This is a genomic window from Pseudomonas entomophila L48 (assembly GCF_000026105.1).
Lineage (GTDB): Bacteria > Pseudomonadota > Gammaproteobacteria > Pseudomonadales > Pseudomonadaceae > Aquipseudomonas > Aquipseudomonas entomophila.
The window spans coordinates 3,619,557-3,643,286 of sequence record NC_008027.1; the positions used below are offsets into that span (position 1 = coordinate 3,619,557).

Here is a 23,730-nt window from a genome sequence, read left to right on the forward strand (position 1 = left end):
GATCATGGAGCTGCTAGATGAAGGTGACGGTTTTCGGTACCGGTTACGTTGGCCTCACCCAGGCGGTGTGCCTGGCCCAGGTAGGGCATTCGGTGATGTGCATGGATGTCGACGCTGAACGGGTCGCCCGCTTGAACCAAGGGCACTGCCCGATCTTCGAGCCGGGCCTGGCGGCCATGTTGGAGAAGAACCTCGAATGCGGCCGGCTCACCTTCACCACCGATGCCTGGCGCGCCAGCAACCACGCCGGTTTGTTGTTCATCGCCGTCGGCACTCCGCCGCTCACCGATGGCAGCGCCGACCTGCGTCATGTGTTCGCGGTGGTCGACAGCATCGTCGCGCACGCCGACGGTTCCCGGGTCATCGTCAACAAGTCCACCTCACCGGTCGGCACGGTCGACCGCATCAAGGCGCATATCGACCAGCGCGTGGCCGACAACCGTGTTTTCCAGATACTCAGCAACCCGGAATTTCTCAAGGAAGGTTCGGCCGTTGACGACTTCATGCGCCCCGAGCGCATCATCATCGGCGGCGCCGGGCCAGCCGAAGTGGAGCTGTTGCGCGAGCTCTACCTGCCATTCAGCCGCAACCGCGAAAAACTCATGGTCATGGACGCGCGCAGCGCCGAGCTGACCAAGTACGCCGCCAACTGCATGCTGGCGACGAAGATTTCCTTCATCAACGAGATCGCCAACCTGGCCGAGCATGTGGGTGCCGATATCGAGATGGTGCGCCGCGGCATCGGCTCGGACCCGCGCATCGGCTACGACTTCATCTACCCCGGCTGCGGCTTCGGCGGCTCGTGCTTCCCCAAGGATCTGCAGGCGCTGCGCAAGTGCGCCGAGGCCGAAGGCTTCGAACCGCACCTGCTGCGGGCAGTGGAGTCGGTCAACGAACGGCAGAAGAACCGCCTGTTCGACAAGATCGCCCGGCACTACCCCGAGGGTGTGCAAGGCAAGGTTTTCGCCGTCTGGGGCCTGGCCTTCAAGCCCAACACCAACGATATCCGCGAGGCCTCCAGCCGCGTGCTGATCGAAGCCCTGTGGGCCGCGGGCGCAAGGATCCAGGCCCATGATCCCCAGGCCATGGCGGAAATCCAGCGGCACTATGGCGAGCGCGCGGACCTGCGCCTGGTGCACTGCAAGGACGACGCGCTGGAGGGCGCCGACGCCCTGGTGATCGTGACCGAGTGGCAGGACTACCGGGTGCTCAACCTGGACCAGGTGCCGCAGTTGCTGGCCGACCGGGTAGTGTTCGACGGCCGCAACCTGTTCGAACCCGAGCACATGGCCGCCGCGGGCCTCACGTACTACGGCATCGGCCGTGGCCAGGCGCAGCCGCCATGCCCGTACTGATCACCGGCGCCGCCGGCTTCATCGGCTTCCACCTTGCCCGGCGCCTGTGCCAGGAGGGCCTGGAGGTGGTGGGCATCGACAACCTCAACGCCTACTACAGCGTCGAACTCAAGCACGCACGCCTGAAGCAGCTGGCCGAATGGCCGAACTTGCGCTTCGTGCCCCTCGACATCGCCGACCAGGACGCGCTGCTGCAACTGTTCGCCGCGCACGCTTTCACCGAGGTGATCCACCTGGCCGCCCAGGCCGGGGTGCGCTATTCCCTGGACAACCCCGGCGTGTACGGCCAGTCGAACCTGGTGGGTTTTCTCAACATGCTCGAAGCCTGCCGCCAGTATCGCCCCCGCCACCTGGTCTACGCCTCCAGCAGTTCGGTCTATGGCGCCAACGCCAAGCTGCCGTTCTGCATCGAAGACCCGGTGGAGCAACCGGTCTCGCTGTACGCCGCGAGCAAGCGCGCCAACGAACTGATGGCCCACAGCTACGCGCACCTGTACCAGATCCCCATGACCGGCCTGCGTTTCTTCACCGTGTATGGCCCCTGGGGCCGCCCGGACATGGCGCTGTTCAAGTTCACCCAGGCCATGCTCGAAGGCCGGCCGATCGACCTCTACAACCACGGCCGGATGGGCCGCGACTTCACCTACATCGACGACATCGTCGAAAGCATCCGCCGCCTGCGCGTCAAGCCGCCCAAGGCCAGCGAAGGGCAGCCGCCCTGGCAGCTGTTCAACATCGGCCGCGGCGAACCCGTCGAGCTGCTGAGCTTCGTCGAATGCCTGGAGGACGCCCTGGGCATCAAGGCACAGCGCAACTACCTGCCGTTCCAGCCGGGGGACGTGCACCAGACCTGGGCCGATGTGTCTTCGCTGGCGCACTGGATCGATTTCTCCCCGAGCACCTCGCTGGAACACGGTGTGCGGGCATTCGTCGGCTGGTACCGGGACTTCTACACCGCTACCCGCCGTGCAACCACGACAACAACACAGGAAGCCTGAATGACCGAACCCCTTGACCTGTCGGTACTGATCCCCGCGAAGAACGAGGTCGACAACCTGCCCTCGCTGCTGGCGGAAATCCGTACTGCATTGGCGAATGAGCGCTATGAAGTGCTGGTGGTCGACGACGGCAGCAGCGACCAGACCCTGGCCATGCTGCAACGGTTGAAAAACGAAGGCTTCCAGCCATTGCGCATCCTGCGCCACGAGCGCTCGCTGGGCCAGAGCACATCGATCTGGCATGCCGCCCAGGCCGCCCGTGGCCGCTGGCTGGCGACCCTGGATGGCGACGGCCAGAACGACCCGGCGGACATCCCCGGCATGCTCGCGTTGGTGCGCGGCAACGAGGGCGTCAAGCTGGTGGCCGGCCACCGCGTCAACCGCCGCGACACGGCCAGCAAGCGCTGGGCCTCGCGCTTGGCCAACGGCCTGCGCAGCCGCCTGCTGAAAGACGCCACCCCCGACACCGGCTGCGGCCTGAAGCTGATCGAGCGCGCGGCCTTCGTCGGCCTGCCCTATTTCGACCACATGCACCGCTTCATCCCGGCGCTGATCCTGCGCCACAACGGCCGCATGCTGGTGCACCCGGTCAACCACCGCCCACGGCATGCCGGCATCTCCAAGTACGGCAACCTCGACCGCGCGCTGGTCGGCATTCTCGATTTGTTCGGGGTCTGGTGGCTGATCCGCCGCACCCGCCTGGACGCCCGTCCACAGGAGCTCGAAGGATGACCCGCGAAACCCTCTGGCTGATCATCGGCTTCGCCGGCCAGGCCGTGTTCACCGGCCGCTTCGTGCTGCAGTGGCTGTACAGCGAATTCAAGCGCCGCAGCGTGATCCCGGTGGGTTTCTGGTACCTGAGCATGCTCGGCAGCGCGTTGCTGCTGACCTACGCCATCTACCGCCAGGACCCGGTGTTCATCCTCGGGCAGGCCTTCGGCATCCTGGTCTACCTGCGCAACCTGCAGCTGATCGCCCGTTACAAAGAGCAGAAGGAATAGCCCTTGCCACGGATCAAGACGCTCGGCGTCGAACGATTGGCGCTGGTCGCCCTCGCCTTGCTGCTGATCGGCGCCGGTATCGGCTGGCGCCAGCCGATGAACGTCGATGAAGAACGTTTTCTCGGCGTCGCCCTGGAAATGCTGCAGAACGGCAACTGGTTCATCCCGCACCGCGCCGCGGAGATCTACGGCGACAAGCCGCCGCTGTTCATGTGGACCGTGGCCCTGTTCACGGCCCTGACCGGGTTGCCCAAGGTCGCCCTGTACCTGCCCGGGCTGCTGTCGGCGGCGACCATCACCCTGGTCCTGCATGACCTCGGCCGACGCCTGTGGAACCGGCGGATCGGGCGTATCGCCGCGCTGCTGTTCCTGGCCACCTACCAGACCTACAGCATCCTGCGCACCGGGCAGATCGACAGCTTCCTGTGCCTGTGGGTGGCGCTGGGCCTCTACGGCATGGTCCGCCACCTGCTGCTGGGGCCGGCCTGGGGCTGGTTCTACCTGGCCTGCGCGGCCATGGGGCTGGGCATCATCAGCAAGGGCGTGGGTTTCGTCCCGGCGCTGATGCTGCTGCCCTACGCCTGGGCCGTGCGCCGGGGCTGGCGCGGGGTCGTGGCCATGCCCGGCCAGGGCTGGCGCTGGAGCCTGGGGTTGGTCTGGCTGCTGCTTGGCTGCGCGGTGTGGCTGCTGCCGTTGCTGGTGTCGATCGCCCAGGGCGGTGGCGCGGCGGAGCTGGCCTACCTGAAGGAGATCTTGCTGCGCCAGACGGCCAATCGCTATGCCAATGCCTGGGACCACCGTGAACCGTTCTGGTACTTCTTCGTCGAGGTCATTCCCAAGTACTGGCTGCCCCTGATACTGGCCCTGCCGTGGCTGGTGCCGGCATGGCGCAAGCAGCTGCAAAAGCGCGACGGGCGTATTCTCCTGCTGCTCGGCTGGGTGGCGCTGGTGCTGCTGTTCTTCAGCTTGAGCAGCGGCAAGCGCAAGCTCTATATCTTCCCGGCGCTACCAGGCCTGGTGCTGGCCATCGCGCCGCTGGTGCCCTGGCTGCTCAAGCGCTGGTTCCAGCAACGGCCGGTCTGGCGCAAGGTGTTCGTCACGGTCGCGGTGGTGTGGTTCTGCCTATGGTTCGCCCGAGGTTTCGTAGAGCCCGCCAAGGAAGGCCGCAACCCCCACGAAACCCTGATGGCCGATGCCGCGCGGGCCACCGGTGGCGCCGAGCTGGTGCTGGTCAACTGGCGCGAGGGGCATTGGCTGTTCGCTCGCCAGCCGATCATTCATTTCGGCTTCGCTGGCCGCTCCACCGCAGATACGGCGGTCTACTGGTTACGTCGCCACCCCAGAGCCTATGCGCTACTTCCAGCCAACGAAGTGGGGCGCTGCTTCAGCGCCGATAAGGCCCGCAGGTTGGGCGATACCTCTCGGTCCAAGTGGTTTTTGGTCAATGCCGATGCCGACAATGGCCAGTGTCACGTTACTGCCCCCACACAGGTCTTTTCATTCAGCTGGGCCAGCTCGTCCCAAACGCGCGCTCAATGTGAGTGCCTAGCATGGAAATGGGCAGCCAACAGGTGATGAGGTCGCTGAATATTCGGCAACCTGGGGGAAAGGCTGCCGATGGTTCACTTAATTCTGAATATATTCCTCAGGGCAAGGCCCACGAGAAAAATAAGTAGCAAGGAGATAGACTTCTGCAGCACTATGACAATGGTTGCAGCGAGGCTGATAAAGCCATCACTGGCAATAAGCGCCAACCTGAGAGGCTCAGCCATTTTCTCAAGACCAGGCAACGGGATCGCCTGCAGTACAGCAAATTCAACACCTGCCATATTGAAGCTGCAGCGCTGGGTGGTAGGTAGACAATGTGTTGCCCACGACAGTACTGCATAAATGCATGAAAACAGAATGAAGGATGCCAAGTAGGCAAACAAGGGCCTCGACAGACTGGAGCCATAACGGGAGAGTTTTTCGTAGAAGTAGAACAGGCAGCGCCTTGCGCCTTTCTGTCCATGGGCAATTTCCGCCATTTCCAACTGAAAGAACATATGTTCCTCTTGAGGCGCTTGTAGCTGGCTAAAGGAGAGCCGCAGGTTGCGATAAGTTCTGATGTAAAAATCCTTACCTGTTGCCGGCGGAAAAACAACGGCTTTAAATGACATATCCTGATGAAGTGCACAACCAAAAAAATCTGGAGGTTGATTGAATGTAACGCCATCAAAAATGGTAGTATCGCGAAACTCACGATTCTTGAAGCTAACGAAACCCTTGAAGACACTTCGCTCAAAGGAAATCTTATTGAATGTTTTACTCGTTGATCCGTAAGGTATCCAGTCCACCGCATCGACTGTAGGGTCCTGGATAGTTTCAAAACAGACGCCATCTGCAAAAAAACAATCAGAGAAATTTATATCAGAACCAAATTTCACTCCATTGAAACGCACAGAATGACCAAACGAAGACCCTGAAAAATCGTTATTCCCTTCAAACTCCGCATAATCAAAGTCAATCCAGTCATCCAGCTGGATCGACACCAGCTTTGTATACCTTGAAAATTTGGCATGCTTGAAGCTCGAGCGCGCGTCCACTGCAGCATTGGAAAAATCAGATGACTCCCCAAAGACAGCTCGCTCAAACGAAGTGTGACGCGGAAATATTGCATTTTTAAAGTCCGCTCCCGCTCCAAACTTGAAACCATCGAAGCATATTTCCCCGCCAAAATCCCACTGCTTCCCGTTAAAATCGACACTCGAAAAATCAGCAATGTTTACGTGATCAAAGTGACCATAGCGTTCCGCCGGAAATTTATCTCTCCAAGCGTTCCAGACAGTAGCGCCCAATTTGGCGAGTGCCATGCAACCTGCTTTGCTGATGCGCTCAGGCGTACCATGCTCTTCGCATTGAAAGAACATCACCAGTTGCTCCCTGATATGTTCCTCAATACCAGCGAGTCGTGTCCGGATGTCCGTGTGTTCCTGAGTTTCTGACATGCTGTGCCCCAGCAAAAATGATTGTTTTAGAAGGTGACCATCCCACCTAACAGCAGGCAGTTTGGTGGGATCTTCGCAGATATCTGGACTCAGTGGGTTTTACCCGCCTTTTTTGACTACCGGCAGGTTGAACCGAGCCTCATACTCCCTACAATGATAGCAATATGGCATCACCCAAGTTCCAACACAACCCTGCCATCCTTCAACACCCGTGCGAAGTCTAGAAGTTGAAACTCAGCTGTTTCAGGCTTCGTAAATCGACGGTCCGCTCGGCGACAAAGGGCAGGATGGCGTCGGCCACCGGCTGCAACTGCCGGGTCAGGTAGTGCTCGTGGTCGATGGGCGCCTGGCGGTTCTCCAGTGGCTCGGGGCCGGCCGTGGTGATGACGTAGCTGATCCAGCCGCCGCGTTGATACTGCAGCGGGCGCCCGAGGCGACGGTTGTATTCATCCGCCAGGCGCGCGGCACGCACATGGGGCGGCACGTTGCGCTGGTAGTCGGCCAGCGGACGGCGCAGGCGCTTGCGGTAGATCAGCAGTTCGTCCAGCTCTCCGGCCATCGTGCGCTCCACGTACTCGCGCAGGTAGTCGCGATAGGGCTGGCCACGAAAGATCCGCCCATAGAGTTCCTGCTGGAACTGCCGGGCCAGCGGCGACCAGTCGGTGCGCACCGACTCCAGCCCCTTGTAGACCATCTCCTCGCTGCCGTCGACGCGGCGCACCAGGCCGGCGTAGCGCTTCTTGCTGCCCTCTTCCGCGCCACGGATGGTCGGCATCAGGAAACGCCGGTAGTGGGTTTCGTACTGCAGTTCCAGGGCGCTTGCCAGGCCCATGGTTTCGCCCAGGTGCAGCCGCCACCACTGGTTGACCTCGGCCACCAGTTCGCGGCCGATGCGTGCAGCAGCGTCCTCGTCGTGGGCGCCTTTGAGCCAGACGAAGGTGGAGTCGGTATCGCCATAGATCACGTCGAAACCGCGCGCCTCGATCAACAGCCGGGTCTGGCGCATGATCTGGTGCCCGCGCATCGTGATCGACGAGGCCAGGCGCGGGTCGAAGAAGCGGCAGCCGCTGGAACCCAATACCCCGTAGAAGGCGTTCATGATGATCTTCAGCGCTTGCGACAGCGGCGCGTTGCCGTCGCGCTTGGCCGCCTCGCGCCCCTGCCACACACGCTCGACGATGGCCGGCAGGCAATGTTGGCGGCGCGAGAAACGCGCGCCCCGGAAACCCTCGACCGAATGCGCATCGTCCGGCTGGCGCAGCCCTTCGACCAGGCCCACCGGGTCGATCAGGAAGGTACGGATGATCGACGGGTACAGGCTCTTGTAGTCCAGCACCAGCACCGAGTCGTACAAGCCCGGCCGCGAGTCCATGACGAAACCGCCTGGGCTGGCTTCGCCTTCGCGGCTGCCAAGGTTGGGCGCGACATAGCCCATGCGGTGCATGTGCGGGATGTACAGGTGGCAGAACGCGGCCACCGAGCCGCCGCTACGGTCCACCGCCAGGCCGGTGACCGATGCGCGTTCGAGGAGGAAGTCGAGCAGCCGGGTGTGGGCGAAGATCCGCGTGACCAGCTCGCAGTCCTTGAGGTTGTAGCGGGCCAGGGCCGGCTTGTCCTCGGCGAACATGCGGTTGATCTCGTCCATGCGCTGGTACGGCGTGTCGATGGCCTTGCCCTCGCCCAGCAGCTGTTGGGCGACGCTTTCCAGGCTGAACGAAGGGAAGCTCCAGGTCGCCGAACGCAGCGCCTCGATGCCATCGATCAGCAACCGGCCGGGGGCCTCGGCGAAGAAGTGGCTGCGGCTGCCGTGCTCGCGCAGATGCATCGGCGCGCCATCGCGGCCCAGGCACAACGGCACGTTCAGGCGCTGGGCGTGCTCGTGGAGCAGGCGCAGGTCGAACTGCACCAGGTTCCAGCCGATGATCGCATCGGGGTCGTGGCGGGCCAGCCACTGGTTGAGGCTGTCGATCAGCGCGGCGCGGTCGGCGCAGTAATGCAGGTTGAAGTCCACCTCGCAGACCGCGCCGTTGGCCGGGCCGAGCATGTAGACGTCGCGCTGGCCGCAACCTTCCAGGGCGATGCTGTACAGCTCGCCGCGCTCGCTGGTTTCGATGTCCAGCGACACCAGGCGCAGTGGTGGGCGGTAGTCCGGGTCGGGCTTGAGCTGGGCGTCGAGCAGCACGCCCTGGGCGTCGAGACGGCCATCGAAACGCACTGGGGCGGTAATGAAGCGCTCCATCAAATAGCGCTCGGGTGGGCGGATATCAGCCTCGTAGACCTCCACCCCAGCCGTGCGCAGGCGCTTGTCGAGGGCGATCAGCTGGCGGTGCTGCTGGCAGTACAGGCCCAGCACCGGGCGCTGGTCGAAGTCGCGCAGTTGCAGGGGTTTGAGCTCGACGCCCTGCTCGCCCGCCAGCAATGCCCTGGCGTGTTCGGCATGCTCGACGGGGATGAACGCCACCGAGGGCTGCGCGGCCAGGCGCAGCCGTCGTGGCCCCTGGTCGGTGGCCAGCCAGTACTCCACGCAAGTGCCTTCGGGCGTGTCATGCCAATGACGGGTTAGGACAAAGCCCTGTTGCAGCTGCACCGCGTGAACCTCGGGTCGTCATGCTCGATGGCTGATTCTACCGCCTAACCGCGCCAGACGATGCATTCCTGTGGGCGCCGGCTTGCCGGCGAACCAGACGATGCGGTGGTTGGCACCGGCGTCGCCGGTGTTCGCCGGCAAGCCGGCTCCTACCTTGCGCCTGCTACAAACCCCGCTTGCCGCCCGCTGAAGGCCAGCAACCACGCCACGGCAACCAACACGAGCACCACCGCGCCAAACGACCCTGCCCCCGCGCCCGTCAACAACAACCCGCCCACGATCCCGCCCAGGGCAATCGCGCTGTTCCACACCGTCACCAACATCGACTGGGCGACATCCCCGCCCTCGCCCGCCGCGTCGGCGCAGGCCGTCTGCAGCAAGGTCGGCGCACCGCCATAGGTCAGCCCCCACAAGGCCACGCTGGCATGCACCAGCCAAGCCGAACCCTGCACATGCCCAAGCGCCAGGGTCGCCAGGGCGAAGCCGCCCAGGCTTATCAGCACCAGCCCACGCAGGCGTCGGTCGACACCCAGCCCGACCAGCACGATCCCCGCCAGCGAGGCCAGGCCGAAGGTCATCAGCACCTGGCCAACCTCGCCCGCCATGCCCGCGGCCGCCAGCAGCGGCACGATGTAGGTGTACAGAATGTTATGCCCAAGGATCCACGCCAGGATCACCAGCAGCACCCTCGCCACCCCCGGCGTGCGCAGTACCTGCATCGCCGCCGGGCGCTTGCCGGCCACCTGCCCCGGGAAGTCCGGTACGGCCCGCAGCACCCAGGCCGCCAACAGCAATGCGGCCAGGGTCACCACCACGAAGGTGGCACGCCAGCCCAGCCAGGCCCCCAGCCAGGTGGCAATGGGCAGCCCCAATGACAGGGCGATGGGTTGCCCGAGCATGGCCACCGCCATCGCCTTGCCCTGCTGCGCCGGCGCCACCATGCGCCGCGCATGCCCGGCGATCAGGCCCCAGGCCAGGCCGCCGGCGGCGCCACTCAGAAAGCGCAGCGCCAGCGTCAGGTAGTTGTCGGTGGACAGCACGGTCAAGCCGTTGAACAGGATGAAACCGCCAATGGCCAGAAACAAGGCACGACGGCGCCACCAACCCTGGGTCAGGGTCACCAGCGGGATGGCAGTGAGCAGCGAGCCCAGTGCGTAGGCGGTGACCCACTGCCCGGCCATGGCTTGGCTGATCGCCATGCCATCGGCGATCTGGTCGAGCAGGCCCGCCGGCAACGTTTCACTGAGAATCGCGATGAAACCGGTCAGGGCCAGGGCCAGCAGGCCGCTCAACGGCAGCCTTGTGGCGCTGGCGGCGGGTTCATTGACGCTGGCCGCGGTGGATGTCGAATTCATGGGTGCCTCCTGGGTTCAATCGAGGCAAGCATCTTGCGGCGTTGCGATATTGCGGAAAAAGCCGGGTAGAATTCCGCTCACCCAGGACATCGATGTCCGCAATCGGAGTGCAACATGGACAGCCTCAGCGGCTTCGTGGTCTTCAACCGGGTTGCCGAAACCCGCAGCTTCGTCGCGGCCGGCCAATCCCTGGGCATCAGCGCCTCGGCGGTGGGCAAGCGCGTGGCGCGCCTGGAGGCCCGGCTGGGGGTACGCCTGTTCCACCGCAGCACCCGCAGCATCACCCTGACCGCCGAAGGCGCGCTGTTCCTCGAGCGCAGCCGGCGCATCCTGGCCGAGATCGAGGCCACCGAACAGGCGCTCTCGCAAGCCAGCGGCACGCCACGCGGGCGACTGCGGGTCAGCCTGCCGCAGGTGACCGGGCTGGTGATGCCGGCACTGGCCGAGTTCATGGCGCGCTATCCGGATATCGAGCTGGACCTGGACTTCAGCGACCGCATGGTGGACATCGTCGGTGAAGGCTTCGATGTGGTGATGCGCGGCGGCCAACCCCTGGATTCGCGCCTGAACGCCAAGTTCCTCGGGCACTTCCAGCATTGCCTGGTGGCCTCGCCGCAGTACCTGCGCGAGCGCGGCACGCCGCAGCATCCGCGTGAGCTTGCCGCGCACAGTTGCCTGCATTACCGCTTCCCCAGCAGCGGCAAGCTGGAAACCTGGCCGCTGCGCCGGGAACACCCCGAGCAGGACTACGACATCCCCATCTCGATGGTCTGCAACCACGTCGAGACGCGGGTCTGCTTCGCCCTCAATCACCGCGGTATCACCTGCCTGCCGGACTTCAACGTGCGCAAGGAACTGGCCAGCGGCAGCCTGGTGAGCGTGCTCGACAGCTTCATGGAGCGGCGCGGCAGCTTCTACCTGCTGTGGCCGTCGGGCCGGCAGATGCCACCGAAGCTGCGGGTGTTCATCGACTTCATGCTCGAACGGGTGCTCCCCGCGACCCAGGTCAGCCGTACAGGTAGTTGATGTCCCGGTGCGGCAACGGCGGTACCTGGGCCAGCAGGAAGTCACGCAGTTTCTGCATCTGCCGGGCCTTCGGGCTGGATTTCAGCCAGGTCATGTAGTAACCGTCGCCGGTGGCCACCGCATGCGGGAAGGGGGTGATCAAGTTGCCAGCCGCCAGATCGGCGCTGGCCAGCACCAGGTCGACCACGGAGATGCCCAGGCCCTGCTGGGCCGCCGAAATACCCTGGTCGAGGGTGTCGAACACCTGGCCCTGGTCGATGCTGATATCCAGCGCGTCCATGCGCGCCAGCCAGCGCCGCCAGTCGCGCCGGTCCGGTGAAGGGTGCAGGAATTCGCAGTGCCTGAGCGCCGCCAGCTCCGGCGCGGGGCTGTCGAGGTACTCGGGGTGGCAGACCGGAATCAGCCATTCATCGAACAGCTTCAGGCTCTCCACGTCCGCCGGGAAACGCCCGTTGCCCAGCAGGATGGCGCAGTCGTAGGGCTCGGAATAGAAGTCCACCGCATCGATGTCCATCCACACACTCGACAACTGCACCGAACAGCTGTTGTCGACCTTCTTGAAACCATCCAGGGCCCTTAGCAACCAGCGCACGGTCAATGTCGACGGTGCCTTCAGGCGCAGGCCGTAGCGGTCCTGGCGCAACAGCGCGCAGGCGTTCTCGATGATCTTGAAGCCGACCTTGAGCTCCTGGGCCAGCAGTTGGCCGTGCTCGGTCAGGCGCAGCTTGGGGCCGCGCCGCTCGAACAGGTCGCAGCCGAACATGGCTTCAAGCGTCTTGATGTGGTGGCTGACCGCGCCCTGGGTGAGCGCCAGCTCCTGCGCCGCGCGGGTGAAAGAGCCGTAGCGCGAGGCCACTTCGAAGGCACGCAGGGCGTGCAAGGCTTGAATCCGTTCCGACATCGGCGCCATCCAGAGCATGAGTGAGGCTAATAGTAGGTCATAGTTCCAGGCGTTTTACAACGCGGGATGCATCTCGGAAAATGCCGGTAAATAACAATTATCTATAGCCAAACCGCCTGAATAATACGGAAAAGTTATTTAACGCTGCATTTGGATAGATCTGGGGAAATCATGTTTACGGGTTATGGAAACTGCTACCGCCTGGATGCGCTAGAGCTGGCCGATGAACATGTGCAGAACAGACACCACTGGACGCACAAGACCATAGAACACTTCAAGGAAACCCTCGCCCACCCCGACTTCCCGTGCCTGTTCGGGCGCAAGGCGGTCACCGCGCGCACCTGCCACATCATCTTCGCCCGGGCGCAGCAACTGGCCGACGACATCGCCCGGGGGCTGGCCGACTACGTCCGCACCGTCGAACCGCTGCCGATAAAGCAGCGCATCGGCCATCCGCTGCTGGTGTTCCTCGAGACTGCACCGAACACCACGCTGAGTGACCAGCAGGCCCTGGCCTGGGATGTGCTGCGCCAGGTCCATGCCCGCGACCCGCAGCCCTGGCCTGAAGCCGTCCCCCAGGACCCGCACGACGCGCACTGGTCGTTCTGCTTCGCCGGCATGCCGTTGTTCATCAACATGAGTTTCCCCGGCCACCTACAGATGAAGAGCCGCAACCTGGGCAAGCACATCGCCTTCGTCATCAACGCCCGCGAGAGCTTCGACGAAGTCGCCAGCGCCCAGACCGAAAGCGGCCAGCGCATCCGCGCGCGCATCCGCGACCGGGTCCGTCACTACAACGATGGCGTGATGCCAGACACCCTCGGCTTCTTCGGCCACGGCGACAACTTCGAATGGAAACAGTACCAACTGCAGGAACCCGGCTCGCTGAACCCCGCGCGCTGCCCGTTCCATACACAAGCAACAGCTGACTCACTGATCGAGAACTGAACGTGAATACCGCACTGACCGCCACCTACGCCCTCACCGTCCTGCTGCTGATCGCCACCCCAGGCCCAGTGGTGGCCCTGATCGTCAACACCGCCGCTGCCTCCGGCTCGCGCAAGGCCCTGTTCACCGCCGTCGGCACCAACTGGGCGTCGCTGGTGCTGATCGGCGCCGCCGCCTGGATCATCATGACCAGCGCGGCCATCGACAAGGCCTGGCTCAACGGCATGAGCCTGCTGGGGTGCCTGTTCATCGGCTACATCGCCGTGGGCACCCTGCGCGAGGCCCTGCAGGCGCCGGTCGAGGTCGCCCCCAGCACGGTGCCGGCAGGCCGTGGCGGCCTGGTCCAAGGGTTCATGGTGGGTATCTCCAACCCCAAGGACATCATCTTCTTCATCTCCTTCTTCCCGCAGTTCATCCAGATTACCGAGTCGTTCGGCAAGAGCATGGTGGTGCTGTCGCTGCTGTGGATCGCCATCGATTTCGCCGTGCTCAGCCTGTACATCTTCGCCATCGGCAAGATCGCCTCGCAGCGCAGCAGCCGGCTGATCAGCCTGGCCTCCGGGGTCGCGCTGCTGCTCATCGCCATCGTCGGCCTGGGCTACAACCTCAGGGAACTGGCGGCCTGAGCCCATTGCCCATCAACCAGGAGCGCCCATGACGATCCTCGACACCCCGGTGGCAGACCCCATGGGCAGCACCCATCCCCTGCAGCACGACTACCAGCGCTTCCTCCAGCTGGGCAGCCGGCGCATTCCGCACACGCTCTACGTGCATGAGCGCGGCTACCGCTCCGGCACCATCAACACCGACGCCCTGGGCATGCGCTACAGCCATTTCGCCGGCAAGCGCTTCTCGGTCGCCGAGCGCGGCGGCCTGGCGCGGGTCAACCTGCTGGTGGGCGGCTCGACCGCCATGGGCATCGGCGCCAGCTCCGACGAACATACGGTGGCCTCGTACCTCTCGCTGCTGACCGGCGAGATCTGGCTCAACCTGGCCGGCTGCGGGCTCAACGCCACCCAGGAACTGCTGATGTTCCTCACCCACCAGCACCGCTTCGGCCAGATTGGCCATGTCGTGGTGTTCAGCGGGCTGAATACGCTGGCGCAGGAAACGCTGGGCGAGATAATGACCAGCGCGCAAACCGGGCAACAGGACTTTTTCAACCGCTTCCATGAAGGCGTTCAGCCCACCGAGGAACCGCGCCGCGACTCCTTGTGGCAGCGCCTGGGCCATGCCCTGGCGCCGCGTCGCCCGGGGCCCTGCCCCGCACTGGAGCCGGTGTCCAGCCCCGACAAGCGCCTGATCCGCGCCGCCGACAGCATCGGCCGCACACTGCGCCAGTGGGACCGCCTGCTGGCCGACGGCCACACCACCCTGACCTTCATCCTCCAGCCCCTGCTGCCCTGGTGCAGGGAAGCGCTACCCACCGGCGAGCAGGCCATGCTCGAACGGCTCGAACAACAGCCGTCCAATTTCGATCGCCTCATCGATGGCGCCTTCGACAGCCAGTTGCACATGGCCTTCTTCCGCCGTATCAAGAGCCAGGCCGACCCCGTCCCCTGCTACGACATGAACAGCATGCTCAGCAGCTCGCCGGTGTTCGCTGAAAGCCTGTTCGCCGACCGCCTGCATTTCAACGATCTGGGCAACAACGCCCTGGCCAAGGTGATCACCGCCAAACTTGGCCTGGCCCAGGAAAAATACGCCCAGCGCAAGGTCACGCCGATCAAGCTCGTCTGATAAGGAATTCCCCGACTATCGTCGAGCACACTCGGGTGGATAGAATAGGCCGGTCATCGCCCCTGATCCGCCTGAGGCACCCGCGCCCCCGTCATGACCATCGAAGCCGCCCCCAAGCGCCGTAGCGCCCACGCAGCCCTGCTGCCGCTGCTGCTGACCTCCTTCGCTGCGCAGGCGCTCGACGTGAGCATCGACCCGCATGCCGACCTGCTCTATCGCCAGGCCCTCCCCCTGCTGGAGCAAGCCGACAACCAGGACGACACGGCCAGCCCCCTGCGTACCAGCGCCGGCGACCCGGAGCTCAGCCGCCAGGGCCAGGCCCTGGCCCGCACCCTGCCCACCGCGGTGGCGTTGCTGAAGAAGTCTGTCGCCCTCGACCACCCGGTGGCCCAGTATCGCCTGGCCCTGTACTACACCACCTATCTACCAGCCGGGCAGATTGCCGACGCCGCCTGCCCGCTGCTCGAAGCCAGCCTCAAGCAGGGTTTCGCGCCACCGGCCCTGGCCATCGCCCGCTGGTGCTCGCCCTACAGCGCCAGCCCTGCCTATCGCCAGGCGCTGGAGGCGATCCCCAGCATGGCCACCCTGTACGCGCCCTACTACCCCCAGCCGGCGACGCACCTGGCTTGCAGCCGCAGCCGGCCGCAAGGGCTGGAAATGCAATGGGGGCGCCAACGTGATTACCAGGCCGAGGTCTACCGCCTGCTCGGCGAGCTGGACCCGCAACAGCGCCAGGCGCTGATGCAGAAGGCCGTGGACATCAACGGCTGCGCCGCGGCGCAGCAACGCCTTGTAGGAGCCGGCTTGCCGGCGAACACAACACCTCGATAACGGTCACTGATCTGGCACGCCCCCTGTAGGAGCGGCTTCAGCCGCGACCACCCGCGAAGCGGGTGCCGGACACCCCGCTGCCTGCATCGCGGCTGAAGCCGCTCCTACAGGCCAAACAAGCAAGATCGTTCAAGCCAGCCCTTCGCCCCTCTGGCATGCTGGCCTGCCCTGTCGAGCCGTTGCCTTGCCCATGTCCAGCCCGCCTATCGCCCGTCACGCCTTCCTCAAAGGCGCCATCGCCATCCTGCCGCTGTCCCTGGCCGTCGCCCCCTGGGGCCTGCTGGCCGGCTCCATGGCCATCGAAGCCAACCTCAGCGCCTGGGAGGGCCAGGGCCTGTCCGCCATCGTCTTCGCCGGTGCCGCGCAACTGGTGGCCATCGGCATGCTCAAGGGCGGCGCCAACCTGTTCTCGATCCTGCTCACCACCCTGCTGCTGACTTCGCAGCACCTGCTCTACGGACTGTCGATGCGCCCGGTGATGTCCGGCCTGCCGACCCGCTGGCGGCTGGGCCTGGGTTTCCTGCTCACCGATGAGTTCTTCGCCCTCACCAGCCACCACGACCAACAGCAGTTCAACCGCTGGTACGCCCTGGGCGTCGGCCTGACGTTCTATGTAGCGTGGAACCTGTTCACCCTGGCCGGCATTGTCCTCGGCCAGAACATCCCGCACCTGGACCAACTGGGCCTGGACTTCTCCATCGTCGCCACCTTCGTCGCGCTGATCGCGCCGCTGGTACGCAACCTGCCGACCGTGGTGTGCGTGGCGGTGTCGCTGTTCTGCTCGGTGCTGTTCAGCTACTGGCACTGTGAAACCGCCCTGGTGGCCGCCGGCCTGCTGGGCATGGCCGCAGGCTTCGTCTGCCAGAAATTCTCCGGAGGCCGCTCATGATCTGGCTGCTGATCTTCGCCATGGGCGCGGTGGTGTTCCTCAACCGCTACGCCTTCCTCGAACCGCGCCTGCCGCTGCGCCTGAGCTCCAACGCGCGGCAGTTCCTCGGCTTCGCCGTGCCTGGCATGCTCACGGCGATCTGCGGGCCGATCATCTTCCTGCCCGGCCACCAGCTCGACCTGAGCCCGCTCAACCCCTACCTGCTCGGCTCACTGGTGGCCATCACCCTGGTGCTGTTGACCCGCAGCGTGTTGCTGAGCATGCTGGCGAGCATGCTGATCTTCTTCCTCCTGCGCAGCTGGCTGGCATGAGCACGCCCCTGCGCGAACAAGCCCACCTGTGGCAGGCGCCCGCCCTCGGCGACGTCGAGATGCTGCACGCCCGCTACATCCAGCAGCGTTTTGCCCCGCACGTGCATGAAGGCTATGTGTTCACGGTGATCGAGTCCGGCGCCCAGCGTTTCTGGCACCGCGGCAGCGAGCACCTGGCGCCGGTGGGCAGCATGGTGCTGATCAACCCCGACGAGTTGCACACCGGCGCCACCGCCCACGAGGCCGGCTGGCGCTACCGCGGTTTCTATCCCGAGCACGAGCGGGTCACCGGCGTGCTCGAGGAGCTGGAGCTGGGCCGCCACGGCCTGCCTCGGTTCAAGGACAGCGTGATCCAGGACCCGGCCCTGGCCGCCGCGTTCAGCCAGTTGCACCAGCTCTCCGAGAGCAACGCCAGCGCCTTGGAGCAACAGACCGCCTGGCGCCATGCCGTGCTCGCCCTGGTGCAGCGCCACGGCCATTGCGCCGAGCCCGCCGCCCCCGGCAACGAGCCACTGGCCGTGGCCCGGGCCCGTGAGCTGCTGGAGAGCCAACTGGCCGAACCGCCATCGCTGGAAGCCCTCGCGGCTGCGGTTAACCTCTCCCCGTTTCACTTCGCCCGGGTGTTCCGTCAGGCCACCGGCCTGCCACCCCATGCCTGGCTCAAGCAGCGCCGCCTGGCGCGCGCAAGGGAGCTCCTGAGAAGTGGCCTGCCGGCCCTGGAAGTCGCTTTCGTCCTGGGCTTCGCCGACCAGAGCCACCTCAGCCGCCAGTTCAAGCAAGCCTACGGGGTCACGCCCGGGGCCTATCGCCAGGCTTGCCTGGGCCTGGCATAGCGCTCAGGCAGGTCGGTGGGGCGCTGCTACACTCAAATGGCTGAACGGAGGATCCCGCCATGTCCGAACGAGAGCTCACCACCTTGATATCGCTGATGAACCAGCGCCAGGCCTGCCTGAGCAGCGCCTGCAAGGAGATCGCCGACTGGATCGACCGGCAGGGCGACGTGCCCGCCGCCGGGAAGATCCGCGCCAGCCTCAAGGCGCTGGAAGCCGACGAGGCCCAGGTGCGCAAGACCCTGACCTCGCTGAGCATCGAACGGCCACTGCCTCGTTTCCGCAGCTGACTGCCCCCGCAGACTTATCGGGATTTACGCCCTTCCCTGTAGGAGCGGCTTCAGCCGCGATGCAGGCGACGCGGTGTATGGCACCCGCTTCGCGGGTGATCGCGGCTGAAGCCGCTCCTACAGAGATGGCGCAGGGCTTGAGCTGGTGCAGTCGATCAGTGGTTCATGTGCATATGGTCGTGCCCGCTGCTCTCGGCGGTCAGCGCACGCACTGGCGCTTGAACCTGCAACGTCTCTTTCGCGCCCTTGGCATCCTCGATGGTCAAGGTCAGCGGCACCTGCTCACCTTCCTTCACCTGCTGGTTCAGGCCCATCAGCATCACGTGCAGACCATTTGGGTCCAGCGTCACCGCCTTGCCGGCCGGCAGCTCGACCGCCTTCACTTCACGCATGCCCATCACGTCACCGTTCATGGTCATCTCGTGTACCTGCACGGTCTTGGCCACGGGCGAAGCAACGCTTACCAGCTTGCTGTCGCTGCTGGCGGTGAGGGTCATGAAGGCACCGGTGGACTGCTGGTGCGGCACGCTGGCGCGCACCCAGGCGTCGCTCACGGTGGTCTGGGCCAGGGCCGGCAGGGCCAGGCTCATCAGGGCCAGGGCGGCCAGGCCGCGCTTGATCGGTTGCATCGACATTCAGCAGATCTCCATCAGGGTGACCAGGTCCTCGGCGCATTCCTGGGCGTTCAGGGAATGGCCCAGGCTCAGGCGCAGGGTGCCACGCGTATCGTAGACGTAGCTGGTGGACGAGTGAGAGATGGTGTAGGTATCGCCGGCCGGGACCTTTTCGTAGAACACCCTGAACTCCTTGGCCACCTCGGCGATTTCTTCCGGGGTGCCGGTCAGGGCGATGATCGAAGGGTCGAAGGCCTTGGTGTAGGCGTCGAGCACTTCAGGGGTGTCGCGTTCCGGGTCGAGGGTGATGAACACCGGCTGGAACAGGTCGCGGTCACGGCCCCGGAGGATCTTGCGGATCTGCGCCACACGCGCCAGCGCAGTCGGGCAGACCGCCGGGCACTGGGTGAAGCCGAAGAAGATCATCGGCATCGAGCCGTAGAAGCTCGACAGGGTGCGCTCGTTGCCTTGCGGGTCCTTGAGCTTGAACTTGCGCCCGAGGATTTCGTTGCTCATGTTCTTGCCGTACTTGAAGTCCAGGCCGCGGGCCGGGCTGCAGCCCGCCAGCAAACCAAGCCCCAGTACGCCCATCCCGGCGACTACCGCGCGCCGGGTCAACAGATCAGTCATGGAACCATCCTTTACAGGGAAGGTGCCGGCCCTTGGGGTGGGCCGAGCGAAAACCGGCGCATTCTGGCATGACACCCCCTGGGCATCTACCCGACCTAGGGGGAATCGGGCTGCAGCCCTTTGAATACGGGGCGCGACCGGTTGTCGCAGGGATTGAATCCGTAACAGTTTGTTGCTAGGAGTCAATGAAATTCGCCGGCAAGCCGGCTCCTACAAGTACAGCGCGGTCCACTGTAGGAGCCGGCTTTGCCGGCGAAAAGGCCAGTGCGAACACCCACTAACTATCAGTAGTAGGCGTTTTCCTTGTTGGTGTGGTCAGTCACGTCACGCACACCCTTGAGCTCCGGAATACGCTCGAGCAGCGTGCGCTCGATACCTTCCTTCAGCGTCACGTCAGCCTGGCCGCAACCCTGGCAACCGCCGCCGAACTGCAGCACGGCAATGCCGTCGTCGACCACGTCCACCAGGCTCACGGCGCCGCCGTGGCTGGCCAGGCCCGGGTTGATCTCGGTTTGCAGGTAGTAGTTGATGCGCTCGTTGATCGGGCTGTCTTCGTTGACCATCGGCACCTTCGCGTTGGGGGCCTTGATGGTCAGCTGGCCGCCCATGCGGTCGGTGGCGTAGTCGACCAGCGCGTCTTCGAGAAACGGCACGCTGACGGCGTCGAGATACGCGGTGAAGCTCTTCAGGCCCACCGGCTCGTCGTCGGGCTTCTCTTCGCCCGGCTTGCAGTAGGCGATGCAGGTCTCGGCGTACTGGGTGCCCGGCTGGGTGATGAAAATGCGGATGCCGATGCCAGGCGTGTTCTGCTTGGAGAGCAGATCGGCCAGGTAATCATGGGCGGCGTCGGTAATGGTTATAGCGCTCATGGAAGTTCCTCACAGACTTGCCGGCAGTGTACGCCAACCCGGCCTTCGAACAAAGTCCTAGCATTTGACTCGGGATAGCGCCAAGGCCGGTTCCCGCGCAGGTTCCACTGCGACCCAGCCCTGCAGGCGCCGGTACAGGCCACGTTCCAGCCATTGGTAGCTGAGCCACGACATTAGTCCGATTGACGGCACGCAGATCGCAAATACCAAGTACGGGTTCAACTGCAGCCGCTGGCTGGCGAACAAGCCGCCGTACAGCACCAGCACATGGACCAGGTACACCGAGTAGGAGCAATCGCCCAGCGCCTTGAGCACCCGGTTGCCCTTGAACCACGGCTCCAGGGCGATGAACGCCAGCACCACCAGCGCGCTGGGCAGGCCCCAGTGCAACAGGCGCTGGGAGGCATCCAGGTGATACAGGGCGAAACCGGCCACGCCCAGCAGCGCCAGCGGCAACCACAGGCCCTCGCGGATCAGCCCCCGGCGATAGAGCACGCCCAGGCCGATGCCCAGCAAGAACTCATAGACGATGTCGTTGTTGTAAAAGCGGCTCAGCACGCCCAACCGGCCCAGCACCTCGCTGACCAGCAGCAACGCCGCCGTCACCAGCAACAGGTGATGGCGCTGGCGCACCAGGAAGGCCAGGCCGAACAGCAGGTAGAAGAACATCTCGAAATTCAGTGTCCAGCCCACGTTGAGGGTCGGGTACAGGCCGTAGCCACCGGGGTTTTCCGCCGGGATGAACAGCAGTGACAGCAGCAGGTGCTGCCAGGCGAACACCTGGTGCGGCATCCAGCGGCTGGCGACCAGCATCAGCGCCGCCATCAGCAGGGTGTAGAACCAGTAGGCCGGAACGATGCGCAGGGCGCGGTTGAGCAGGAACCGCCCAGGGGCGATGGCCTTGTCGCGGGTCGAGAGGTAGATCACCAGGCCGCTGATGACGAAGAAGATGTCCACCCCGACCGCCCCGCGATCGCTGAGCAGTTGGCCAAGGGGGCCGGTGGCGTGGAAGTCGAAGAAGATCTGCATAAAGTGGTGGCAGACCACCACCCAGGCGGCGAATGCCCGGAGTGCCTGAAGCGAATACAGCATGAAATACCCTGCGATTGCCGGTGAGTTCGGGCCTTGCGTCGCGATCGTTCGCCGGCAAGCCGGCTCCTACGTGGGTTGTAGGAGCCGGCTTGCCGGCGAACGGGCTGCACAACACCCACCTGCCTCTCCGACCGCAGCATGCCGGGAAAGGTCAGGCCACCCGATCAGAGGTTCTCGTAGCGGTTCATGTCCAGCACCCCCGCCTCCACCGGATCGGTCTCCTGGATATAGCGGTTCAGGTCATGGAAGTAGCGCCAGAACTCCGGGTGGCTGCGGCGTACGCCCCAGCGCATGACGATGCGCTCGAACTTGGCCGTGTCGTCGCGGGCCGCTTCCAGGTCCTCGACGAACTCCGGCACCTCCTTCGCAGGCACGTTGAAGATGAAGTTCGGGTAGCTGCTGAGCACGCCCGGCACCAGGGTCAGGGTGTCCAGCCCCGGCTGGTAGCGGTAGGCCTCGCCCAGCAGGAACGCCACGTTGCTGTGGGCACGGTTGCGCAGCAGGCTGTACACCTGGCGCTGGCCGCCCTGCCCTTCGATGCGCAGCATCGTCGCCTCGGGCAACTGGTCGATCACTTTCAGGCCCGCGGCCGGGCGCGACACCAGGCGGCTGAGCGACTGCTCGACGTCGCGGAACTCTTCGCTCATCTGCGGTCGCGAGCAATAAGCGCTCAGGCAGCGGTTGATCGGATCTGGCGCGGCATTCAGGCTGCCGGTGCGCTGCAATAGTTTCAGGCCGAAATCACGCTTGGGGTCGTGCTTGTCCAGCTTCAACGCGCTCGGGGTGCTGGTGTCGATGTCCTCGTAGTCCATCCACATCTTCACCTTGCCGCTGTTCTGGTACCAGTTGCCCAGGATCTCACTGCGCTTGCCGGCCGGCATCAGGCGCAGGAAATTGACCTCAGCGCCATTGCGGATCAGGTCGAAGTACAGGCGCGTCTGCAACTGATGCGAGACGTTGCCGAACACATCGAAGTTCACCGCCAACTGATAGTAGGTGCGCTCGAACAGCGGGTAGTCGAACAGCCACATGGTCAGTGGCACGTCACCGATCAGGCCCTTGGTCACCGAGGCGCTGTCGAAGTGGCGGAAGATGCTGAGCAAGGCGTTGTCGTTGCCCGCCCACAGCGTCGACCAGCTCGGCGCCGGCTGCTCGGCGTAGGCCTCGCGGCGCAGCGCCTCGTACTCGTTGCGCTTGTCGCGGTAGGCATGCCAAAGGCCCAGCACGCTGCCGACGTCGTCGATCTGGCCGGGCATGGCCAGCAACGGCGTGGCCTCGCCCCGGTACTTGGCGTCGGTGATGTACAGGTCGTGGGCCGGCTCCTGGAACAGCGCCCAGAAGTTGTCGCGGATCACGTCGGTGGCGATCTGCCCGCGGCACACCGGGCCACGGATGAAGGTGCGCACGAAGTACTCGGCGTTGTCCAGCATGAACTGGTAGCGGGCCACCGCCGGGATCGCCTCGAAGGTCTCGAACGGGTTGGCGCGGTGCCGCGGGCCGTAGCCGGGCAGCGCGCTGGCATGCCAGTCGCCGCTGTAGAACAGCTGCTTGACCCGCTTGAGCTTCTGCGGGCCCATCGGGTAGGTGATGTGGGTCTTGTGGACGATCACGCCCTGCACCGGCACCAAGCGGTAATAGAAGTCGGTGCCCGGTGGATCATTGGGGCGGCGGGTGGCGATCAGGTCGACCGGCCGGCCGCTCGGGGTGCGCGAACGCACCCACTGGAAGAAGTGGCCCTGCTCACCGCCGACGAAATAGATGTGGGCCAGGAACAAATGCTCGTACAGCCAACGGGCAACCAGTGCCTCGGTCGAGCCCGGGCGGTTGAGCAACTCTTCCCATTCGAAGATCTGCCGGGCTTCCGCCGCGTTGGGCACGAACTGGGTCTTCTCCACCGGCGCGCCAGCCGCCAACCAGCGTTGCAGCGTCTGGTACTCCTGGTCGGTCAGGCCGGTGACCGCCAGCGGCATGCCCTCCTTCGGATGGGCACCGGCATAGGCGTCGAACTCGTGGGGCATGGGGCACATGTTGTTGCGGTTGAGCCCCAGCACGATCTCGTCCGGCAGCTTGGCGTTGGGCGTGAGCGGTGTCTTGTGGCCCAGCTCGAGCATGCGCGCCATCAGCGCGGCCTGGCTGCCCTGCTTGTCCAGCACCGAGTAGAACCCGGCCTTGCGCCAGCCGGCCTCGTCGTGGGCGTCGTAGAACAGCCGCGTGGTGGGCACCGCCTGGCTGCGCTCGCCCTGGTACACCGGCACCTTCGAGGCGCCACGCTCGGCGCCCTCGGCGCTGCCCAGGTTGAGCTGGCAGGCGGCATCGTTGCAGGCGTGGCAGGCCACGCACTTCTCGGTGAAGATCGGTTGGATGTCCCGGGTGTACGAAATCGCCGGGCTCGATTGGGGGGCCTGCGCGAACGCCACGCCACTGATCAGCAGGGCGAAGACGCTGGCAAGTATGCGAAGCAACATGTGCCGAAAGT

At 64.6% G+C, this 23,730-nt stretch carries 23 protein-coding genes; 14 read left to right on the forward strand and 9 right to left on the reverse strand.

Features of this window, described 5'->3' with window-relative positions:
- The first annotated feature begins 17 nt into the window (after window positions 1–17).
- Genes PSEEN_RS15520 through PSEEN_RS15540 form a run of 5 tightly spaced genes read left to right on the forward strand, consistent with a single transcriptional unit; the run spans window position 18 to window position 4,929 of the window.
- Entirely contained in the window at window positions 18–1,355 is a 1,338-nt protein-coding gene (locus PSEEN_RS15520; RefSeq protein ID WP_011534497.1) for a UDP-glucose dehydrogenase family protein, read from the forward strand.
- A complete protein-coding gene (locus PSEEN_RS15525) occupies window positions 1,343–2,353 on the forward strand; it encodes an NAD-dependent epimerase (RefSeq protein ID WP_011534498.1) in 1,011 nt (336 codons plus the stop codon). The genes PSEEN_RS15520 and PSEEN_RS15525 overlap by 13 nt, the downstream gene beginning before the upstream one ends.
- Window positions 2,354–3,085 carry a glycosyltransferase family 2 protein gene (locus PSEEN_RS15530; RefSeq protein WP_011534499.1) on the forward strand — a complete coding sequence of 244 codons (732 nt, stop codon included), beginning with the start codon at window positions 2,354–2,356 and terminating at the stop codon, window positions 3,083–3,085.
- On the forward strand, window positions 3,082–3,354 hold the full coding sequence (locus PSEEN_RS15535) for a lipid-A-disaccharide synthase N-terminal domain-containing protein (RefSeq protein WP_011534500.1): 273 nt from the start codon (window positions 3,082–3,084) through the stop codon (window positions 3,352–3,354). Before PSEEN_RS15530 ends, PSEEN_RS15535 begins: the two co-directional genes overlap by 4 nt.
- Window positions 3,355–3,357: 3 nt before the next feature.
- Window positions 3,358–4,929: an ArnT family glycosyltransferase gene (locus PSEEN_RS15540; RefSeq protein WP_044488219.1), complete on the forward strand. Its 1,572-nt coding sequence runs from the start codon at window positions 3,358–3,360 to the stop codon at window positions 4,927–4,929.
- A gap of 47 nt (window positions 4,930–4,976) precedes the next feature.
- Here PSEEN_RS15540 and PSEEN_RS26690 read toward each other — a convergent pair whose 3' ends face one another.
- The 3 genes from PSEEN_RS26690 to PSEEN_RS15555 form a co-directional block, all read right to left on the reverse strand.
- Entirely contained in the window at window positions 4,977–6,341 is a 1,365-nt protein-coding gene (locus tag PSEEN_RS26690) for a pentapeptide repeat-containing protein (RefSeq protein WP_158020262.1), read from the reverse strand.
- A gap of 220 nt (window positions 6,342–6,561) precedes the next feature.
- On the reverse strand, window positions 6,562–8,928 hold the full coding sequence (locus PSEEN_RS15550) for a DNA polymerase II (protein WP_011534503.1): 2,367 nt from the start codon (window positions 8,926–8,928) through the stop codon (window positions 6,562–6,564).
- A gap of 149 nt (window positions 8,929–9,077) precedes the next feature.
- Complete coding sequence (locus PSEEN_RS15555) at window positions 9,078–10,283, reverse strand: MFS transporter (protein ID WP_011534504.1); 1,206 nt, start codon at window positions 10,281–10,283, stop codon at window positions 9,078–9,080.
- Between the two features lie 114 nt (window positions 10,284–10,397).
- On the opposite strand from PSEEN_RS15555, the gene PSEEN_RS15560 reads away from it, so the two are divergent.
- Window positions 10,398–11,309: a LysR family transcriptional regulator gene (locus tag PSEEN_RS15560; protein WP_011534505.1), complete on the forward strand. Its 912-nt coding sequence runs from the start codon at window positions 10,398–10,400 to the stop codon at window positions 11,307–11,309.
- Here the strand turns inward: PSEEN_RS15560 and PSEEN_RS15565 are convergent.
- Window positions 11,290–12,210, reverse strand: a complete 921-nt coding sequence (locus PSEEN_RS15565) for a LysR substrate-binding domain-containing protein (protein WP_011534506.1) — start codon at window positions 12,208–12,210, stop codon at window positions 11,290–11,292. The genes PSEEN_RS15560 and PSEEN_RS15565 overlap by 20 nt on opposite strands.
- 171 nt (window positions 12,211–12,381) lie before the next feature.
- On the opposite strand from PSEEN_RS15565, the gene PSEEN_RS15570 reads away from it, so the two are divergent.
- The 8 genes from PSEEN_RS15570 to PSEEN_RS15605 all read left to right on the forward strand — a co-directional run bounded on the left by PSEEN_RS15570 (window position 12,382) and on the right by PSEEN_RS15605 (window position 18,049).
- On the forward strand, window positions 12,382–13,158 hold the full coding sequence (locus PSEEN_RS15570; RefSeq protein WP_011534507.1) for a YqcI/YcgG family protein: 777 nt from the start codon (window positions 12,382–12,384) through the stop codon (window positions 13,156–13,158).
- A gap of 2 nt (window positions 13,159–13,160) precedes the next feature.
- On the forward strand, window positions 13,161–13,784 hold the full coding sequence (locus tag PSEEN_RS15575) for a LysE family translocator (RefSeq protein ID WP_011534508.1): 624 nt from the start codon (window positions 13,161–13,163) through the stop codon (window positions 13,782–13,784).
- Between the two features lie 28 nt (window positions 13,785–13,812).
- On the forward strand, window positions 13,813–14,898 hold the full coding sequence (locus tag PSEEN_RS15580) for a hypothetical protein (protein WP_011534509.1): 1,086 nt from the start codon (window positions 13,813–13,815) through the stop codon (window positions 14,896–14,898).
- 93 nt (window positions 14,899–14,991) lie between these two features.
- On the forward strand, window positions 14,992–15,729 hold the full coding sequence (locus tag PSEEN_RS15585; protein WP_011534510.1) for a hypothetical protein: 738 nt from the start codon (window positions 14,992–14,994) through the stop codon (window positions 15,727–15,729).
- A 190-nt stretch (window positions 15,730–15,919) separates the two neighbouring features.
- A complete protein-coding gene (locus PSEEN_RS15590; protein WP_011534511.1) occupies window positions 15,920–16,618 on the forward strand; it encodes an AzlC family ABC transporter permease in 699 nt (232 codons plus the stop codon).
- The gene (locus PSEEN_RS15595) at window positions 16,615–16,929 is read left to right on the forward strand and encodes an AzlD domain-containing protein (protein WP_011534512.1); all 315 of its coding nucleotides are present in this window, start codon (window positions 16,615–16,617) and stop codon (window positions 16,927–16,929) included. The genes PSEEN_RS15590 and PSEEN_RS15595 overlap by 4 nt, the downstream gene beginning before the upstream one ends.
- Window positions 16,926–17,762 carry an AraC family transcriptional regulator gene (locus PSEEN_RS15600; protein ID WP_011534513.1) on the forward strand — a complete coding sequence of 279 codons (837 nt, stop codon included), beginning with the start codon at window positions 16,926–16,928 and terminating at the stop codon, window positions 17,760–17,762. Before PSEEN_RS15595 ends, PSEEN_RS15600 begins: the two co-directional genes overlap by 4 nt.
- Window positions 17,763–17,821: 59 nt before the next feature.
- Window positions 17,822–18,049, forward strand: a complete 228-nt coding sequence (locus tag PSEEN_RS15605) for a hypothetical protein (RefSeq protein WP_011534514.1) — start codon at window positions 17,822–17,824, stop codon at window positions 18,047–18,049.
- A gap of 155 nt (window positions 18,050–18,204) precedes the next feature.
- Here PSEEN_RS15605 and PSEEN_RS15610 read toward each other — a convergent pair whose 3' ends face one another.
- From PSEEN_RS15610 to PSEEN_RS15630, 5 genes are all read right to left on the reverse strand, one after another.
- On the reverse strand, window positions 18,205–18,684 hold the full coding sequence (locus tag PSEEN_RS15610) for a copper chaperone PCu(A)C (RefSeq protein WP_011534515.1): 480 nt from the start codon (window positions 18,682–18,684) through the stop codon (window positions 18,205–18,207).
- Window positions 18,685–19,293 (reverse strand): SCO family protein, encoded by a 609-nt coding sequence (locus PSEEN_RS15615; protein ID WP_011534516.1) that lies wholly within the window; start codon window positions 19,291–19,293, stop codon window positions 18,685–18,687. It abuts the gene before it with no gap.
- A gap of 284 nt (window positions 19,294–19,577) precedes the next feature.
- Window positions 19,578–20,162: a Fe-S biogenesis protein NfuA gene (gene nfuA, locus PSEEN_RS15620; protein WP_011534517.1), complete on the reverse strand. Its 585-nt coding sequence runs from the start codon at window positions 20,160–20,162 to the stop codon at window positions 19,578–19,580.
- A gap of 57 nt (window positions 20,163–20,219) precedes the next feature.
- On the reverse strand, window positions 20,220–21,254 hold the full coding sequence (locus tag PSEEN_RS15625; RefSeq protein WP_011534518.1) for an acyltransferase family protein: 1,035 nt from the start codon (window positions 21,252–21,254) through the stop codon (window positions 20,220–20,222).
- 164 nt (window positions 21,255–21,418) lie between these two features.
- On the reverse strand, window positions 21,419–23,719 hold the full coding sequence (locus tag PSEEN_RS15630; protein ID WP_011534519.1) for a fatty acid cis/trans isomerase: 2,301 nt from the start codon (window positions 23,717–23,719) through the stop codon (window positions 21,419–21,421).
- Between the last annotated feature and the right edge of the window lie 11 nt (window positions 23,720–23,730).

What these genes read in the sequence shown, in the direction of transcription:
- PSEEN_RS15520 (WP_011534497.1), top strand. Translation starts at nt 18, where the DNA reads ATGAAGGTGACGGTTTTCGGTACCGGTTACGTTGGCCTCACCCAGGCG.
- PSEEN_RS15525 (WP_011534498.1), top strand. Translation starts at nt 1,343, where the DNA reads ATGCCCGTACTGATCACCGGCGCCGCCGGCTTCATCGGCTTCCACCTT.
- PSEEN_RS15530 (WP_011534499.1), top strand. Translation starts at nt 2,354, where the DNA reads ATGACCGAACCCCTTGACCTGTCGGTACTGATCCCCGCGAAGAACGAG.
- PSEEN_RS15535 (WP_011534500.1), top strand. Translation starts at nt 3,082, where the DNA reads ATGACCCGCGAAACCCTCTGGCTGATCATCGGCTTCGCCGGCCAGGCC.
- PSEEN_RS26690 (WP_158020262.1), bottom strand. Translation starts at nt 6,341, where the DNA reads ATGTCAGAAACTCAGGAACACACGGACATCCGGACACGACTCGCTGGT.
- PSEEN_RS15555 (WP_011534504.1), bottom strand. Translation starts at nt 10,283, where the DNA reads ATGAATTCGACATCCACCGCGGCCAGCGTCAATGAACCCGCCGCCAGC.
- PSEEN_RS15560 (WP_011534505.1), top strand. Translation starts at nt 10,398, where the DNA reads ATGGACAGCCTCAGCGGCTTCGTGGTCTTCAACCGGGTTGCCGAAACC.
- PSEEN_RS15565 (WP_011534506.1), bottom strand. Translation starts at nt 12,210, where the DNA reads ATGTCGGAACGGATTCAAGCCTTGCACGCCCTGCGTGCCTTCGAAGTG.
- PSEEN_RS15570 (WP_011534507.1), top strand. Translation starts at nt 12,382, where the DNA reads ATGTTTACGGGTTATGGAAACTGCTACCGCCTGGATGCGCTAGAGCTG.
- PSEEN_RS15580 (WP_011534509.1), top strand. Translation starts at nt 13,813, where the DNA reads ATGACGATCCTCGACACCCCGGTGGCAGACCCCATGGGCAGCACCCAT.
- PSEEN_RS15585 (WP_011534510.1), top strand. Translation starts at nt 14,992, where the DNA reads ATGACCATCGAAGCCGCCCCCAAGCGCCGTAGCGCCCACGCAGCCCTG.
- PSEEN_RS15590 (WP_011534511.1), top strand. Translation starts at nt 15,920, where the DNA reads ATGTCCAGCCCGCCTATCGCCCGTCACGCCTTCCTCAAAGGCGCCATC.
- PSEEN_RS15595 (WP_011534512.1), top strand. Translation starts at nt 16,615, where the DNA reads ATGATCTGGCTGCTGATCTTCGCCATGGGCGCGGTGGTGTTCCTCAAC.
- PSEEN_RS15600 (WP_011534513.1), top strand. Translation starts at nt 16,926, where the DNA reads ATGAGCACGCCCCTGCGCGAACAAGCCCACCTGTGGCAGGCGCCCGCC.
- PSEEN_RS15605 (WP_011534514.1), top strand. Translation starts at nt 17,822, where the DNA reads ATGTCCGAACGAGAGCTCACCACCTTGATATCGCTGATGAACCAGCGC.
- PSEEN_RS15610 (WP_011534515.1), bottom strand. Translation starts at nt 18,684, where the DNA reads ATGTCGATGCAACCGATCAAGCGCGGCCTGGCCGCCCTGGCCCTGATG.
- PSEEN_RS15615 (WP_011534516.1), bottom strand. Translation starts at nt 19,293, where the DNA reads ATGACTGATCTGTTGACCCGGCGCGCGGTAGTCGCCGGGATGGGCGTA.
- nfuA (WP_011534517.1), bottom strand. Translation starts at nt 20,162, where the DNA reads ATGAGCGCTATAACCATTACCGACGCCGCCCATGATTACCTGGCCGAT.
- PSEEN_RS15625 (WP_011534518.1), bottom strand. Translation starts at nt 21,254, where the DNA reads ATGCTGTATTCGCTTCAGGCACTCCGGGCATTCGCCGCCTGGGTGGTG.
- PSEEN_RS15630 (WP_011534519.1), bottom strand. Translation starts at nt 23,719, where the DNA reads ATGTTGCTTCGCATACTTGCCAGCGTCTTCGCCCTGCTGATCAGTGGC.